17 protein-coding genes are annotated in these 15,022 nt (G+C 70.3%); 5 read left to right on the top strand and 12 right to left on the bottom strand.

Annotated elements, in window-relative coordinates:
• Positions 1–52 precede the first annotated feature (52 nt).
• On the top strand, positions 53–865 hold the full coding sequence (locus tag NON19_RS23660) for an NAD-dependent epimerase/dehydratase family protein (RefSeq protein WP_255931029.1): 813 nt from the start codon (positions 53–55) through the stop codon (positions 863–865).
• 114 nt (positions 866–979) lie between these two features.
• Here the strand turns inward: NON19_RS23660 and NON19_RS23655 are convergent, their stop codons facing one another.
• A complete protein-coding gene (locus tag NON19_RS23655) occupies positions 980–2,467 on the bottom strand; it encodes a hypothetical protein (RefSeq protein WP_255931027.1) in 1,488 nt (495 codons plus the stop codon).
• 283 nt (positions 2,468–2,750) lie between these two features.
• Between NON19_RS23655 and NON19_RS23650 the strand changes: the two genes are divergently transcribed.
• Complete coding sequence (locus tag NON19_RS23650) at positions 2,751–3,275, top strand: DinB family protein (RefSeq protein WP_255931025.1); 525 nt, start codon at positions 2,751–2,753, stop codon at positions 3,273–3,275.
• A gap of 61 nt (positions 3,276–3,336) precedes the next feature.
• Here NON19_RS23650 and dapD read toward each other — a convergent pair whose 3' ends face one another.
• The 11 genes from dapD to NON19_RS23595 all read right to left on the bottom strand — a co-directional run bounded on the left by dapD (position 3,337) and on the right by NON19_RS23595 (position 12,020).
• Entirely contained in the window at positions 3,337–4,335 is a 999-nt protein-coding gene (gene dapD, locus NON19_RS23645) for a 2,3,4,5-tetrahydropyridine-2,6-dicarboxylate N-succinyltransferase (protein WP_255931023.1), read from the bottom strand.
• An 87-nt stretch (positions 4,336–4,422) separates the two neighbouring features.
• Positions 4,423–4,959, bottom strand: coding sequence for a TetR/AcrR family transcriptional regulator (locus tag NON19_RS23640; RefSeq protein WP_255931021.1), 537 nt, complete (start codon positions 4,957–4,959; stop codon positions 4,423–4,425).
• Between the two features lies 1 nt (position 4,960).
• Complete coding sequence (locus NON19_RS23635) at positions 4,961–5,281, bottom strand: DMT family transporter (RefSeq protein WP_255931019.1); 321 nt, start codon at positions 5,279–5,281, stop codon at positions 4,961–4,963.
• A gap of 107 nt (positions 5,282–5,388) precedes the next feature.
• Positions 5,389–5,727, bottom strand: coding sequence for a metal-sulfur cluster assembly factor (locus NON19_RS23630; protein ID WP_255931017.1), 339 nt, complete (start codon positions 5,725–5,727; stop codon positions 5,389–5,391).
• The gene (gene sufU, locus NON19_RS23625) at positions 5,724–6,188 is read right to left on the bottom strand and encodes a Fe-S cluster assembly sulfur transfer protein SufU (RefSeq protein ID WP_255931015.1); all 465 of its coding nucleotides are present in this window, start codon (positions 6,186–6,188) and stop codon (positions 5,724–5,726) included. The genes NON19_RS23630 and sufU overlap by 4 nt, the downstream gene beginning before the upstream one ends.
• Before the next feature lie 16 nt (positions 6,189–6,204).
• Entirely contained in the window at positions 6,205–7,464 is a 1,260-nt protein-coding gene (locus NON19_RS23620; protein WP_255931013.1) for a cysteine desulfurase, read from the bottom strand.
• Complete coding sequence (gene sufC / locus NON19_RS23615) at positions 7,461–8,225, bottom strand: Fe-S cluster assembly ATPase SufC (RefSeq protein ID WP_255931012.1); 765 nt, start codon at positions 8,223–8,225, stop codon at positions 7,461–7,463. The genes NON19_RS23620 and sufC overlap by 4 nt, the downstream gene beginning before the upstream one ends.
• A 7-nt stretch (positions 8,226–8,232) precedes the next feature.
• On the bottom strand, positions 8,233–8,562 hold the full coding sequence (locus NON19_RS23610) for a non-heme iron oxygenase ferredoxin subunit (protein WP_255931011.1): 330 nt from the start codon (positions 8,560–8,562) through the stop codon (positions 8,233–8,235).
• A complete protein-coding gene (gene sufD, locus NON19_RS23605; protein WP_255931010.1) occupies positions 8,559–9,728 on the bottom strand; it encodes a Fe-S cluster assembly protein SufD in 1,170 nt (389 codons plus the stop codon). The genes NON19_RS23610 and sufD overlap by 4 nt, the downstream gene beginning before the upstream one ends.
• Positions 9,729–9,783: 55 nt before the next feature.
• Entirely contained in the window at positions 9,784–11,205 is a 1,422-nt protein-coding gene (sufB, locus tag NON19_RS23600; RefSeq protein WP_255931008.1) for a Fe-S cluster assembly protein SufB, read from the bottom strand.
• On the bottom strand, positions 11,202–12,020 hold the full coding sequence (locus NON19_RS23595; RefSeq protein WP_255931007.1) for a helix-turn-helix transcriptional regulator: 819 nt from the start codon (positions 12,018–12,020) through the stop codon (positions 11,202–11,204). Before NON19_RS23595 ends, sufB begins: the two co-directional genes overlap by 4 nt.
• A 162-nt stretch (positions 12,021–12,182) precedes the next feature.
• Between NON19_RS23595 and NON19_RS23590 the strand changes: the two genes are divergently transcribed.
• From NON19_RS23590 to NON19_RS23580, 3 genes are all read left to right on the top strand, one after another.
• Positions 12,183–13,109, top strand: a complete 927-nt coding sequence (locus NON19_RS23590; RefSeq protein WP_255931006.1) for an ABC transporter ATP-binding protein — start codon at positions 12,183–12,185, stop codon at positions 13,107–13,109.
• Positions 13,106–13,873: an ABC transporter permease gene (locus NON19_RS23585; RefSeq protein ID WP_255931005.1), complete on the top strand. Its 768-nt coding sequence runs from the start codon at positions 13,106–13,108 to the stop codon at positions 13,871–13,873. Before NON19_RS23590 ends, NON19_RS23585 begins: the two co-directional genes overlap by 4 nt.
• 67 nt (positions 13,874–13,940) lie before the next feature.
• Entirely contained in the window at positions 13,941–14,927 is a 987-nt protein-coding gene (locus tag NON19_RS23580; RefSeq protein ID WP_255931004.1) for a COX15/CtaA family protein, read from the top strand.
• The last annotated feature ends 95 nt before the right edge of the window (positions 14,928–15,022 follow it).

The raw sequence follows: 15,022 nt of genomic DNA, 5'->3' as shown, positions 1-15,022 counted from the left end.
AGCCCACCGGCCGAATCCGGCAGAGACCAGACCGAAACGAGGAGAGCCGCCGATGCCGACTCCGCGTACCCTCCTGCTCACCGGTGCCGCGGGCAGCATCGGCACCATGATGCGCGAGTTGCTGCCGCGGTACGGGTATGCGCTGCGGCTGTTCGATCTGGCGCCGGTCCCCGGCGAGCCGGACGCCGTCACCGCGGATCTGGCCGATCAGGACGCGCTGCGCGAGGCGGTGCGCGGGGTGGACGCGGTGCTGCACCTCGCCGGGATCCCGGTGGAGGCGCCGTTCGAGGAAATCCTGCGGGCGAACGTCGAGGGCACGTTCAACCTCTACGAGGCGGCGCGCGCCGAAGGCGTACGGCGGATCGTTTTCGCCTCCAGCAACCACGCGGTCGGCTTCACGCCACTCCCGGTCGGCGACGGTCAGTTGATCCCGGTCGACACCCCGCACCGCCCGGACACCTACTACGGGCTGTCCAAGGGGTTCGGTGAGGACCTGGCCCAGCTGTACTGGGACCGGCACGGCATCGAGACCGTCTCGGTGCGCATCGGCTCCTGCTTCCCCGAGCCGACCACGGTGCGGATGCTGTCCATCTGGCTGAGCCCGGCGGACGCCGCCCGGCTGTTCCACGCGGCACTGACCGCCGAGCACGTGGGCCACACCGTCGTGTACGGCAGCTCCGCCAACACCCGGCTGTGGTGGGACCTTTCATCCGCCCGAGCGCTCGGCTACGAGCCGCTGGACGACTCGGAGTCGTTCGCGGCGGGCCTGATCGCCCAGCAGGGCGAACCCGGGCCGGACGATCCGGACCGCGTCTACCTCGGCGGCCACTTCTGCACGGACCCGCCGATGTGGCGGCGGCACTGAGGCCACGGGGCTTGCCCCCGGCGAATAGCCCGCCGCAGCGGCGAGCAACCACCGCGGCGGAGACCGGCGGTGCGCAACCACCGCAACCCCCAAGCGCAGGCCCCCGAGACGGCGTTAGCGGCCCGCGGAGCGGGCCTTGAAGGCTGCCTTGCGGGCCTCCTTGGCGGTCTTGCGGTCCGGATGCAAGCGTCCCATCGCCTCCAACACCTCCGCGGTCGAGGGGTGATCGACCCGCCAGGCCGCGTCGAAGAAGCCGTCGTGCCGGGCCACCAGATCGTTCACCAGGTCCCGCAGCAACTCGGGGTCGTCATCGACGTCGAGCTGCGCGGCGATGGTGTCGACGGTGAGCCAGAAGACCATCTCCTCATCGGGCGACGGCACATCAGCCGCCGCCCGCTCCACCAGCCACACCCGGGCGAGCCCGCCCAACTCCCGGTCGTCCAGCACCTCACGCAGCGCGGGCTCGGCCTCGATGCCCAACCGGCTCAGCGTCTGCTGGCAGACCAGCCGCCGCGCGGGCGCGCCCTGGTCCCGGCCGCGCGCGGCGGCCAGCAGTTCCCGGGCGGCGTCCACCGGCTGGCGCGCCGCCAGCCACTGCTCGCCCTCCGCGTACGCCGCCGCCTCGGGGTAGCCCACCAACGCGTCCAGCAGCACGGCGGCGTCCTGCCCGGCGAGGTCGCCCACGGCGGGGGCGCCTACCCCGGCGTCGGTCAGCCGGTCTCGTACGCCCAGGACACCCAGCGGAGTGAGCCGCACCATCCCGTACCGGGAGACCTCCTCCTCACCCAGTTCCTCGGGCAACTCCCGTGAGGATCCCGGATCTTCGGGCTCGTCCGAGATCAGCGCGTCGTCCACCGGGTGGTAGTCGACCGCACCGGTGGGGGCGAGCAGCCGGAAGTGGTCGTCAAGGCGCATCATCGCCTCCGACACCTCCTCCAGCGCGGCGTCGGTCGGCACCTCCATGTGCTCCGGGACCACCATCGAGGCGGCCAGCACGGGCAGCGGTACCGGCCTTGCGGCGGAGGCGTCGCCGTTCGAGGCGGACTCGAACGCCTCGATGGCGGTCAGCAGATAGAGGTTGGCGAGCGCCCCGTCCAGGAACTCGGCCTCCTCCTCCGGGTCCCAGCCGGGTTCCGGCCGGGCGCCCTCGCCGTCCGTGTCGTCGTACAGCTCGGGCAGGCCGGGCGCGGCGGCCTCGGCGAGCACCGCGTCAAGGCCGGTCCGCCACAGCTCCAGCACGTCCCGCGGCCCGCCGCGGCTGAGCAGTTCAAGTGCCTTGCCGGGCACGGCCGTTCCGCCCCGCCCGGCCCGGTCCGCCTCGTCGGCGAGCTCCGCCTCGACCAGGCCGGTGTCCACGGCGAACGCCCAGGCGTCGGCGGCCTCGGCATCGCCCTCCGGCTCGCCCTCAAGCCCCAACTCGGTTACCGCGCGGGCGAGTTCGTCGGGGGCCAGCTCGGCTGCCGCGTCGATGCGCACCTGCGGCGCGGCCCAGCGGGCGAGCCGCACCGCCCGTTGGAACAGCGGCGCGGCGAGCGCGTGCCGCGCGAGTTCGGCGTCGGGAAGCAGCCGCACCGGCGGCATGTCGCGGCTGTCAGCAGCCATGGGGGGTGTTCTCCTCGTACGAGATCAGGACCGGTACCGGGACCGGAATCCGTAAGGCGCGCGAGCGCTCGCGTCCCAGCCTAGACGCACGGCGCGGGCCGCGGCCCGCTTCACTCCTTCTGGACCCCTGTTACCCCGATCCGCAACGCACACTACGGTACGCGAGCCTCTTCTTACGGAATGCGAACGCGCAATGCGGACAGTGGCTGACCTCATTGAGCCGTAGTGTTCCTCCTGCCACGGCCCGCGAAGAGGCCGACGGACAACAGAAAGGTGATGGGGGATGCCGAATCTGGTTGACGAGGTGGGCGATGAGCGCGAAGGGCTGCTGACCTTCCTGGAGGCACAGCGCGCCGGACTGCGCCGCGCGGCGCGGGGGCTGACCGACGAACAAGTGAGCGCGACTCCGACCGCGAGTTCGCTGTCGATCGGCGGGCTGATCAAGCACAACATGGAGGTCGAGCGCAACTGGATCGTCGGCACGCTCGACGGCCGCCGGGACGAGCTGCCCCAGCGCGACCAGTCCAACTGGGCGGACTCCTTCCGGCTGGTCGAGGGCGAGAGGCTGGCCGGGGTGCTCAAGGCCTACGAGGCGGTGGCCCGGGAGACCGAGGAGATCGTACGGGCGCTGCCGGACCTGGGGGTCACGGTCCCCCTGCGGATGCCGTGGTTCCCGCCGGACACCAAGCGCTCGGCGCGGTGGATCCTGCTGCACCTCATCGAGGAGGTGGCCCGGCACTGGGGCCACGCCGACATCATCCGCGAGACGCTGGACGGCAAGAAGTCCTTCGAGCTGGCGGAGTCCTGACGGCGGCGGGTCGCGGCGCCGGACCGAGGCGAACGGCGCCGCGACCCGCTTACGGCGTACGTCAGTTGTGGCTGTGCAGCACCGCGTTCAGACCGCCCCACGAGCCGGTGCGCGGCAGCGCCTCGACCGTGCCGGTCATGGAGTTGCGGCGGAACAGCAGGTTGTCCGCGCCGGACAGCTCAAGGGCCTTGACCACCTGGCCGTCCGGCAGGGTGACCCGGGTGCCCGCGGTGACGTACAGGCCCGCCTCGACCACGCAGTCGTCGCCGAGCGAGATGCCCAGGCCCGCCTCGGCGCCCAGCAGGCAGCGCTCGCCGATCGAGACGATCTGCTTGCCGCCGCCGGAGAGGGTGCCCATGATCGAGGCGCCGCCGCCGATGTCGGAGCCGTCGCCGACCACCACGCCCTGGCTGATCCGGCCCTCGACCATGGAGGTGCCCAGGGTGCCCGCGTTGAAGTTGCAGAAGCCCTCGTGCATCACGGTGGTGCCCGCGGCGAGGTGGGCGCCGAGCCGTACCCGGTCGGCGTCGGCGATGCGCACGCCAGACGGGGCCACGTAGTCGGTCATCCGCGGGAACTTGTCGACGCCGTACACCGACAGGTGCTGGCCCTCGGCGCGGGCAGCGAGCCGGGCGCGCTCGATGTTGTCCACCGGCACCGGGCCGAGGGAGGTCCAGGCGACGTTGGCCAGCAGGCCGAAGATGCCGTCCAGGTTCTGTCCGTTGGGGCGGACCAGGCGGTGGCTGAGCAAGTGGAGCCGCAGGTACGCGTCGTGCGCGTCAAGCGGCTTGTCGTCGAGCGAGGCGATGACCGTACGGACCGCGACGACCTCGACCCCGCGCCGCGGGTCGGACCCGAGGGCGTTGGGCGCGGTCTCGCCCAGCAGTTCGGCGGCGCGCTCGGCGGACAGCCGCTCGGTCCCGGCCGGGCCGGGCTCGGCGACGAGTTCGGGGGCCGGGAACCAGGTGTCCAGCACGGTTCCGTCGGCGGCAATGGTGGCGAGCCCGGCCGCGGCGGCGCCGGTGGCGCGGGAGGGCGTCGTGGCAGTCGTTTCAGTCATGCACCGAACGCTAGTCGCTGGCCGCGGGCGATGCCCAACCGGCCCGGATGCCGGAAGATCCATTCCGCGAAGCCGTGGTGCGGTGGGTCAGTCGAGGAGCCGGGCGATCATCGCGCGGGCCTGTTCCCGGTCGTAGTCGCGACCGGTGAGCAGCACCTGGAGCGAGAGCCCGTCGATCAGCGCGACCAGCGCCCGCGCGGTGGCCGCTCCGGTGCGCGGGGTGAGGACGTCGACCATGCCGTCCACGCTCTCCGCGGCGATCGGGCGGACCGGGGCGCGGCGCAGCGCGGTCAGATAGATCTCGTACTCAAGGACGCTGCGGTCCCGCTGCTCGGTGAGCAACTCACCCACCAGATCGGCGAGTTCGGCCGCCAGGTCGGCGTCCGGGGCGATCCGGGCCACCCGCTGCCCGAGGTCGGTGAACAGCGCCGTGTTGGTCTGCCGCAGCGCGGCGACCAGCAGGTCGTCCAGGGTGGCGAAGTGGTACGTGGTCGACCCGAGCGGTACGTCGGCCGCCGCGGCCACCGCGCGGTGGCTGAGCCCGGCGATACCGCGTTCGCCCACCACCCGGATCGCCGCGTCGATGATCCGCTGCCGCCGCTCGGGGTCGTACCGCCGGGCCATCTCAGTGCGCCCCTCCCAGATTGAGCACGACGACTCCGGCGATCACCAGGGCGACTCCCATCAGCTTGGCGAGGTTCGCGGCCTCGCCGAGAAAGGCCATCCCGATGACGGCCACCGCGGCTGTCCCTACCCCGGCCCAGATCGCGTATGCCGTGCCGACCTGCATGGTCTTCAGCGTCTGCGCCAGCAGCGCGAACGCCACCAGATACCCGACCAGCGTCCCCAGCGAGGGCCACAGCCGGGTGAAGCCGTGGCTGAACTTCATCGACGTGGTCCCCAGCACCTCGGCACAGATGGCGCCGCCCAGCGTTATGTACTCCATGTGTACGAGTGTACGCATCGTTGTGTACGGTCGTACATAAACGGAGGGTGAACGCACACGAAACGACCCCCGCGCGGGGCGCGGGGGTCGTATTCGGGGTGCTGGGGTCAGACGTTGAAGCCGAGCGCCCTCAGCTGCTCCCGACCGTCGTCGGTGATCTTGTCGGGGCCCCACGGCGGCATCCAGACCCAGTTGATCTTCAGGTCGTTGACGATGCCGTCGGTCGCGGACTTGGCCTGGTCCTCGATCACGTCGGTCAGCGGGCAGGCCGCCGAGGTCAACGTCATGTCCAGGGTCGCGACGTTGGAGTCATCGACGTGGATGCCGTAGACCAGGCCGAGGTTGACCACGTCGATGCCCAGCTCGGGGTCGACCACGTCGTAGAGCGCCTCGCGGACCTCGTCCTCGGTGGCGGGCTTGGTCGTGGTGGTCTCGTTCTCGCTCATGCCGTCTCCTTCGCGCCGTCGCCGGACAGCGCCTGCGCGGTCGCGTCCTTCCACGCCATCCAACTCAGCAGAGCACACTTCACGCGTGCGGGGTACTTGGAGACACCGGCGAACGCCACCGCGTCCTCCAGCACCTCCTCCATCGCGTCGTCCGGCTCGAGCTGGCCCTTGGACTGCATCAGCTCCAAGAACAGCTCCTGGACCTTGCGGGCGTCGGCCAGTTCCTTGCCGACCAGCAGTTCGAACAGCACGGAGGCGCTGGCCTGGCTGATCGAGCAGCCCTGGCCCTCGTAACTGACGTCCTCGATCGTCTCGCCGTCAAGCTTCACGCGCAGCGTGATCTCGTCGCCGCACGTGGGATTGACATGGTGCACCTCCGCGTCGCCGTCCCGCAGGCCGCGCCCTTGCGGGTGCTTGTAGTGGTCCAGGATCACGTCCTGGTACATCGAATCAAGCTTCACAGCGTCAGCACTCTCGTCAGCCGAAGAAGTTCCGGACCTGCTCCAACCCGTCGACCAGGGCATCGACCTCGGCCGGGGTGGAGTACAGATAGAACGACGCCCGCGTGGTCGCCGGAATTCCGTAGCGCAGGCAGACCGGCCGTGCGCAGTGGTGCCCGACGCGCACCGCGATGCCCTGCTCGTCCAGCACCTGGCCCACGTCGTGCGGGTGGATGTCACCGAGGGTGAACGAGATCGCCGCACCGCGGTCCTCGGCCGTGGTCGGGCCGATGATGCGCAGGTCCGGCACCTCCAGCAGGCGCCGCACCGCGTACTCGGTGATGGCGTGCTCATGGGCCTGGATGTTCTCCATGCCGATGCCGGTCAGGTAGTCCACCGCCGCGCCGAGCCCGATCGCCTGGGCGATCGGCGGGGTACCGGCCTCGAACTTGTGCGGCGCCGGTGCGTAGGTGGACGAGTGCATCGAGACGGTCTCGATCATCTCGCCGCCGCCCAGGAACGGCGGCAGGTCCTCCAGCAGCTCCTGGCGGCCCCACAGCACACCGATGCCGGTCGGGCCGCACATCTTGTGACCGGTGAAGGCCACGAAGTCGGCCTGCAGCGCCTGCACGTCCAGCGGCATGTGCGGCGCGGCCTGCGAGGCGTCGATCACCACCAGGGCGCCGACCTCCTGGGCCCGGCGGACGATCTCCTCGACCGGGTTGAGGGTACCCAGGATGTTGGAGACCAGCACGAACGAGACGACCTTGGTCTTCTCGGTGATGACCTCGTCGATGTTGGACAGGTCGAGACGGCCGTCGTCGGTGAGGCCGAACCACTTCAGCTTCGCGCCGGTGCGCTGCGCCAGCAGCTGCCACGGGACGATGTTGGAGTGGTGCTCCATCTCCGTGATGACGATCTCGGTACCGCGGTCCACCCGGTACGGCTCGTCGGCCCAACCCAGCATGTTGGCAACGAGGTTGAGCGACTCCGAGGCGTTCTTGGTGAAGATCACCTCGTCCCGGCTGGGCGCGTTGATGAACCCGGCCACCTTGTCGCGGGCGCCCTCGTACAACGCCGTGGCGTCCTCGGCGAGTACGTGCACGCCGCGGTGGACGTTGGAGTTGTGGCGCTCGTAGTACTCGTTCAGGACGTCCAGCACCTGGCGCGGCTTCTGCGAGGTCGCCGCGTTGTCCAGGTACACCAGCTTCTTGCCGTCGTGGACCGTGCGGTCCAGGACGGGGAAGTCCTTGCGGATCGCCTCGGTGTCGAGGAGGCCCGGCAGTTGTACGGTCACTCCGATGCGCCGCCTTCCACGTATGCCGCGTAGCCCTCTTCCTCCAGCTTGTCCGCGAGTTCCGCGCCACCGGACTCGACGATCCGGCCCTTGGCGAAGACGTGGACGTGGTCGGGCTTGATGTAGCGCAGGATGCGCGTGTAGTGGGTGATCAGCAGGGTGCCGACCTCGCCGGACTCGCGCACCCGGTTGACCCCCTCGGAGACCACGCGCAGCGCGTCGACGTCCAGACCGGAGTCGGTCTCGTCCAGGATCGCGATCTTCGGCTTGAGCAGTTCGAGCTGGAGGATCTCGTGCCGCTTCTTCTCACCGCCGGAGAAGCCCTCGTTGACGTTGCGCTCGGCGAAGGACGGGTCCATCTGGAGCGCTTCCATGGCCTCCTTGACCTCCTTCACCCAGGTGCGCAGCTTCGGGGCCTCGCCGCGCACGGCGGTGGCCGAGGTGCGCAGGAAGTTGGAGACCGAGACACCCGGGACCTCGACCGGGTACTGCATGGCCAGGAAGACACCGGCCCGGGCCCGCTCGTCGACGGACATGGCCAGCACGTCCTCGCCGTCGAGGGTCACGGTGCCGCCGGTGACCTGGTACTTGGGGTGACCGGCCAGTGAGTAGGCCAGGGTGGACTTGCCCGAGCCGTTGGGGCCCATGATGGCGTGCGTCTCGCCCTGCTTCACGGTCAGGTCGACACCGCGCAGGATCTCGCGGGGACCGGATTCGGCTTCGACGGAGACGTGCAGGTCGTGGATCTCAAGCGTTGCCATGGGTGCTTCAGGACTCCTGGGTGACGGAGACGAGCACGTCGTCCCCTTCGATCTTGACGGGGTATACGGGGACGGGCCGGGTCGCGGGCAGCCCGGACGGCTTTCCGGTGCGCAGGTCGAAGCTGGAGCCGTGCAGCCAGCACTCGATCTGGCAGTCCTCCACCTCGCCCTCGGACAGCGAGACGTTGGCGTGCGAGCAGATGTCGTTGATCGCGAACACCTCGCCCTCGGTGCGCACGATGGACACCGGGGTGTCACCGACCTCGACACGCTTGGGCGTGTCGTCTTCGAGCTCGCTCAGCGCGCAGACGCGGACGAAACCATTGGCGGCGGTCATGCGACGGACGCCTCCAACTCGTGCTCGATCTTCGTCAGCAGCCGCTCCTCGATGTCCGGCAGGCCGATCTGCTGGACCAGCTCGGCGAAGAAGCCGCGGACCACCAGACGGCGCGCCTCGTCGTGCGGGATGCCGCGGGCCATCAGGTAGAACAGCTGCTCGTCGTCGAACCGGCCGGTCGCCGAGGCGTGCCCGGCGCCGACGATCTCGCCGGTCTCGATCTCCAGGTTGGGCACCGAGTCCACCCGGGCGCCGTCGGTGAGGACGAGGTTCCGGTTGAGCTCGTAGGTGTCGGTGCCGACCGCGACGGAGCGGATCAGCACGTCGCCGATCCACACCGCGTGCGCGTCCTTGCCCTGCAGCGCGCCCTTGTAGGCGACGTTGGAGCGGCAGTGCGGGGTGTCGTGGTCGATGAACAGGCGGTGCTCCTGGTGCTGGCCGTTGTCGGTGAAGTACAGGCCGTACAGCTCGGCCTCACCGCCCGGACCGCCGTAGATGACCCGCGGGTGCAGCCGGACCACGTCGCCGCCGAAGGTGACGACCACCGACTTGAAGCTGGCGTCCCGGCCGACCAGCGCGGTGTGCTGGGCGACGTGCACGGCCTGGCGGTCCCAGTCCTGCACCGAGACGACGGTGAGCTTGGCGCCGTCGCCGATGACGTACTCGACGTTGCCCGCGAGCGTGGCGTCGCCGGTGTGGTCGATGACCACCACGGCCTCGGCGAACGCGCCGACCTCGACCAGCTGGTGGCCGTAGGCGACACCGCCCTCGCCGTGCACCGAGATGCGCACCGGCTCGGTCAGCACCGCGTCCTTGGCGATCGAGACGACCGAGGCCTTCTCGAAGGAGCTGTACGCCTGGGCGGCCACCCGGTCCACCGGCTTGCCCGCCCGGCCGAGCCGCGGGTCGGTGCGGTCCACGGTCTCGACGGTGACGCCCTCGGGGGCGGTCACCTCGACCCGCAGGCCGCCGGTGGCCTCGGCGGTGCCGTCGTGCAGGCCGCGCAACCGCTCCAGCGGGGTGAAGCGCCACTCCTCCTCACGGCCGTGCGGCACGGGGAAGTCGGCCACGTCGTAGGACGGGGCGGCGCTGACCCGCGCGTCGGCGGGCTGGCCAACCTGGATCGCACCGTCGGTGGTGCTACCGGCCGGGATCGTTTCAGCCATGGCTGATTTTGCTCTCTCTCGGTAAGAACGTCGTCGCTGAAGTCGGGAGGCGGGATTAGCCGACCGCGCCCTCCATCTGCAGCTCGATCAGCCGGTTGAGCTCCAGTGCGTACTCCATCGGCAGCTCGCGCGCGATGGGCTCGACGAAGCCGCGGACGATCATCGCCATGGCCTCGGTCTCGCTCAGGCCGCGGCTCATCAGGTAGAACAGCTGGTCCTCGCTGACCTTGGAGACGGTCGCCTCGTGGCCCATCGACACGTCGTCCTCGCGGACGTCGACGTACGGGTAGGTGTCGGACCGCGAGATGGTGTCCACCAGCAGCGCGTCACACAGCACGTTGGACTTGGCGCCGCCCGCGCCCTCGCCGATCTCGATCAGGCCGCGGTACGAGGTGCGGCCGCCGCCGCGCGCCACCGACTTGGAGACGATGTTGGACGACGTGTTCGGCGCCATGTGCACCATCTTGGCGCCCGCGTCCTGGTGCTGGCCGGAGCCCGCGAAGGCGATGGACAGCGTCTCGCCCTTGGCGTGCTCGCCCATCAGGTAGACGGCCGGGTACTTCATCGTCACCTTGGAGCCGATGTTGCCGTCCACCCACTCCATGGTCGCGCCCTCGTAAGCGACGGCGCGCTTGGTGACCAGGTTGTAGACGTTGTTCGACCAGTTCTGGATGGTCGTGTAACGGCAGCGGGCGCCCTTCTTGACGATGATCTCCACGACCGCGCTGTGCAGCGAGTCGGACTTGTAGATCGGCGCGGTGCAGCCCTCGACGTAGTGGACGTAGGCGTCCTCGTCCACGATGATCAGCGTCCGCTCGAACTGGCCCATGTTCTCGGTGTTGATCCGGAAGTAGGCCTGCAGCGGGATCTCGACGTGCACGCCCTTCGGCACGTAGATGAACGAGCCACCGGACCACACGGCGGTGTTCAGCGACGCGAACTTGTTGTCACCGGCCGGGATGACGGTGCCGAAGTACTCCTTGAACAGCTCCGGGTGCTCCTTGAGCCCCGTGTCGGTGTCCAGGAAGATGACGCCCTGCTCCTCAAGGTCCTCACGGATCTTGTGGTAGACGACCTCGGACTCGTACTGCGCGGCGACACCCGCGACCAGCCGCTGCTTCTCCGCCTCCGGGATGCCCAGCTTGTCGTAGGTGTTCTTGATGTCCTCGGGCAGGTCCTCCCAGGACTCCGCCTGCTGTTCGGTGGAGCGCACGAAGTACTTGATGTTGTTGAAGTCGATGCCGGACAGGTCCGAACCCCAGGTCGGCATGGGCTTCTTCTCGAACAGCTTCAGGCCCTTCAGGCGCAGCTTGAGCATCCACTCCGGCTCGTTCTTCTTCGCCGAGATGTCGCGGACGACCGCTTCGTCGAGGCCGCGCCGGGCGGACGCGCCCGCCACGTCGGAGTCGGCCCAGCCGTACTCGTAGGTGCCCAGGCCTTCGAGCTCCGGGTGAGTGGTCTCCGTAGGAGCAGTCATGCGGGGTTCCTCCCGGACTTGCTGGCAGATGCGGATGCGGACGCAGGTGCGCTGTCGGACGTGTTGGTTTGTGGTGCTTTCGGAATGAACGTCGTGCACACTCCGTCGCCGTGGGCGATGGTGGCCAGACGCTGCACATGGGTTCCGAGCAGGCGGGAGAAGACCTCGGCCTCCGCCTCACACAGCTGCGGGAACTGCTCGGCGGTATGAGCCACCGGGCAGTGGTGCTGGCAGAGCTGCTCGCCGGCGGAGGCGTGCGCGCTGCGCGTGGTAGCAGCGTACCCGTCCTCGGTCAACGCCTTGGCGAGTGCCCTGGCCCGGTCCTCCGGGGCCGCCGCCTCGACCTGGGCGCGGTACCGCTCGGCCTGGCCCGCCGCACGGGCCCTGGCGAACGCGGCCACCGCCGCCTCGCCGGACTCCGCGTCGCCCGCGCTCTCGGCGATCCAGCGCATCGCGTCGGCGGCGAGCTGGTCGTAGGCCTGGTAGAACGCGTCCCGGCCGCAGTCGGTGAGCGCGAAGACCTTCGCCGGGCGGCCACGGGAGCGCGATCCGTAGACCCGCTGCTCCCGGGGTTCGACGATGCCCTCGGCGACCAGCGCGTCGAGGTGACGGCGGACCGCGGCCGGGGTGAGCTCCAGCCGTTCGGCCAGGTCGGCCGCGGTGGACGGGCCGTGGTCGAGGATGGAGCGGGCCACCCGGTTGCGGGTGCCGCGGTGCGCCTCGGCCTCACTACCCTCGGGCACGGGCACGACGGAAGCGGCGGCCGCCGTCGCGGTCGCCTTCTCCTTCGCCACCTTCTTGCCCGCGTATTTCACAACGCCATTGTTGCGTAATTCCGTGGGCAACGACAAGCGGCGAGTGGATCACTCACCGGTTAGGTCCATCACGTAAGGCGAACCTCACTTTCCGTACTCGTGTGGGCGGAGTTTCCCGGACCCCCTGCTGACGCCGCCCGACGGCTCCTTACACTCGGGCTCATGCAGAGCACCCCCGCGGTCGAAGTCGTCGGCCTGGTGAAGCGGTACGGGACCAAGACCGCGGTGGACGGGCTCGAACTGTCCGTGCCGCGGGGGTCCGTGACCGCCGTGCTGGGACCGAACGGCGCCGGAAAGACCACCACGATCGAGAGCTGCGAGGGATACCGCCGCCCCGACGCGGGCACCGTGCGGGTCCTCGGCCTCGACCCCGTCACCCAGTCGGCCCAGCTGCGGCCGCGCATCGGCGTGATGCTCCAGTCCGGCGGCGTCTATCCGGGTGCCCGCGCCGAGGAGATGCTGCGGCACACCGCCAGCCTGCACGCCAACCCGATCGACCCGGCGCTGCTCATCGAGCGCCTCGGCCTCGGCTCCTGCGGCCGCACCCCCTACCGGCGGCTGTCCGGCGGACAGCAGCAGCGCCTGGCGCTCGCCATGGCCGTGGTCGGCCGCCCGGAACTGGTCTTCCTGGACGAGCCCACCGCGGGGCTGGACCCGCAGGCCCGCCGGGCCACCTGGGACCTGGTCCGCGAACTGCGCGCCGACGGCGTGACCACCGTGCTGACCACCCACTTCATGGACGAGGCCGAGCAGCTCGCCGACGACGTGGCGATCGTGGACGGCGGCAAGGTGATCGCCCGCGGCACCCCCGAGGAGCTGTGCCGGGGCGGCGCCGAGGACACCCTGCGGTTCTCCGGACGCCCCGGACTCGACCTGCTCTCGCTGCTCAAGGCGCTGCCCCCGGACAGCGCGGCGGCCGAACTCACCCCCGGCAACTACCGGGTGGAGGGCAGGGTCGACCCGCAGATGCTGGCCACCGTCACCTCCTGGTGCGCCCAGCACGGCGTCATGCCGGACCGCATAGCGGTCGAGCGCCGCACGCTGGAGGACGTCTTCTTGGAACTGACGGGCAAGGAGCTGCGCCCATGAGCACCGGAACGTTCGCCCCCGAACCGGGCGCGGCCCCGCTGCCCCGCATGATCGGCGCGCAGACCGCGCTGGAGACGCGGATGCTGCTGCGCAACGGCGAGCAGCTGCTGCTGACCATCGTGATCCCGACCGTGCTGCTGGTGCTGTTCAGCGCCGTGCCGATCATCGACACCGGTGGCGGCAGGCGGGTGGACTTCCTCGCCCCCGGCCTGCTGGCGCTCGCCGTGATGTCCACCGCCTTCACCGGCCAGGCCATCGCCACCGGCTTCGAGCGGCGGTACGGGGTGCTCAAGCGGCTCGGCGCCTCGCCGCTGCCGCGCTGGGCGCTGATGACCGCGAAGACCGGTTCCGTGCTGGTCACCGAGGCCCTCCAGATCGTGCTGCTGTCGGTGATCGCGCTGGCCCTCGGCTGGTCGCCGCACGGCGACCCGGCGGCGGTGGTACTGCTGCTGGCGCTCGGTACGGCGGCGTTCTCCGGGCTGGGGCTGCTGATGGCCGGAACGCTCAGGGCCGAGGCGACGCTGGCCGCCGCCAACCTGGTCTTCTTGCTGCTGCTGGTCGGCGGCGGGGTGGTCGTGCCGCTCGACAAGTTCCCCGGCGGGGTGCGCTCGGCGCTCGACCTGCTGCCGATCTCCGCGCTGTCCGACGGACTGCGCGGGGTGCTCCAGCACGGCTCCGCGATGCCCTGGTCGGACCTGGGGATCCTGGCCGTGTGGGCGGTACTGGGACTGGGCGCGGCGGCCCGCTTCTTCCGCTGGGAGTAGCCGGTGCCGGGGGCCTTACCGGGACCCTCGTGAAGGAATGCACAAGCGCCCCGCCTACGATGGGCGGGTGCTCAAATCGCTCAATCCCTTCGCGCTGATCGCCGAGCGCTGGCAGCCGTCCGCCAAGTTCGTGGAGCGGGCCGCGCTGGCCACCGTGGTGATGGCCGTGATCATCGTGGTCACCGGTGGCGCGGTGCGGCTGACGGACTCCGGCCTCGGCTGCAACACCTGGCCGACCTGCACCCCGCAGAGTCTGACGCCGACGAAGGCGATGGGCCTGCACGGCATCATCGAGTTCAGCAACCGCATGCTGACCGACGTGCTCTGTGTCTTCGTCGGTGTGGCGATCATCGCCGCCCGCGCCCGCACCCCGTGGCGGCGTGGCCTGACCCGGCTGGCCTGGGCGCAGTTCTGGCTGGTGATGAGCAACGCGGTGCTCGGCGGCCTCGTGGTACTGACCGGGCTGAACCCGTACACCGTGGGGGCGCACTTCCTGTCGGCCACGGCGCTGCTGACCGTCGCCGTGCTGATGTGGCAGCGGTCGCGGGAGGGCGACCTTCCGGTGCGCGATCTGGTGGTGCGGCCGGTGCGGCAGCTGTCCTGGCTGCTGGTCACCGCGACGGGGCTGCTGGTCGTGGTCGGCACGGTGGTCACCGGCGCCGGTCCCCACGCGGGTGACGCGCACACCGTGCACCGCATCCCGGTGAACTGGCGGGAGATCACCCAGCTGCACGTCGACTTCGTGTACATCGTCATCGGCCTGACCGTCGCGCTGTGGTTCGTGCTGCGCGCGGTGAACGGCCCAACCGCCGCCCGGCGACGGGTGGTTGAGCTGTTCGCGGTGCTGATGGCGCAGGGTGTGGTGGGGTACGTGCAGTACGCGACGCATCTACCGGAGGTTGTCGTCGGCATCCACATGCTCGGCTCGTGCCTGGTGTGGATCGCGGTGCTGCGGGTTCCGCTGGCGCTGCGCGAGCGGCCGGACGAGTCCGGCGCGGCGGGCGCGGCGGACATCCCGGCGCAGGAACCGGCCGTTCCCGCTGCGGCTCGGTAGCGCTCCGAAGGGCCGCGGGGCTGTGTTCATGTGCGGCTCCGCCGCGTGGGCGCGGCCAGCCACAACGGCGCCGCAGACGATCGACGGCATATCTG

Origin of the sequence: Streptantibioticus rubrisoli (genome assembly GCF_024436055.1) — a bacterium.
GTDB classification, from domain to species: domain Bacteria; phylum Actinomycetota; class Actinomycetes; order Streptomycetales; family Streptomycetaceae; genus Streptantibioticus_A; species Streptantibioticus_A rubrisoli.
Note: the sequence above shows the minus strand (reverse complement) of the source record. Positions and strands in the feature narration are given on the sequence as shown.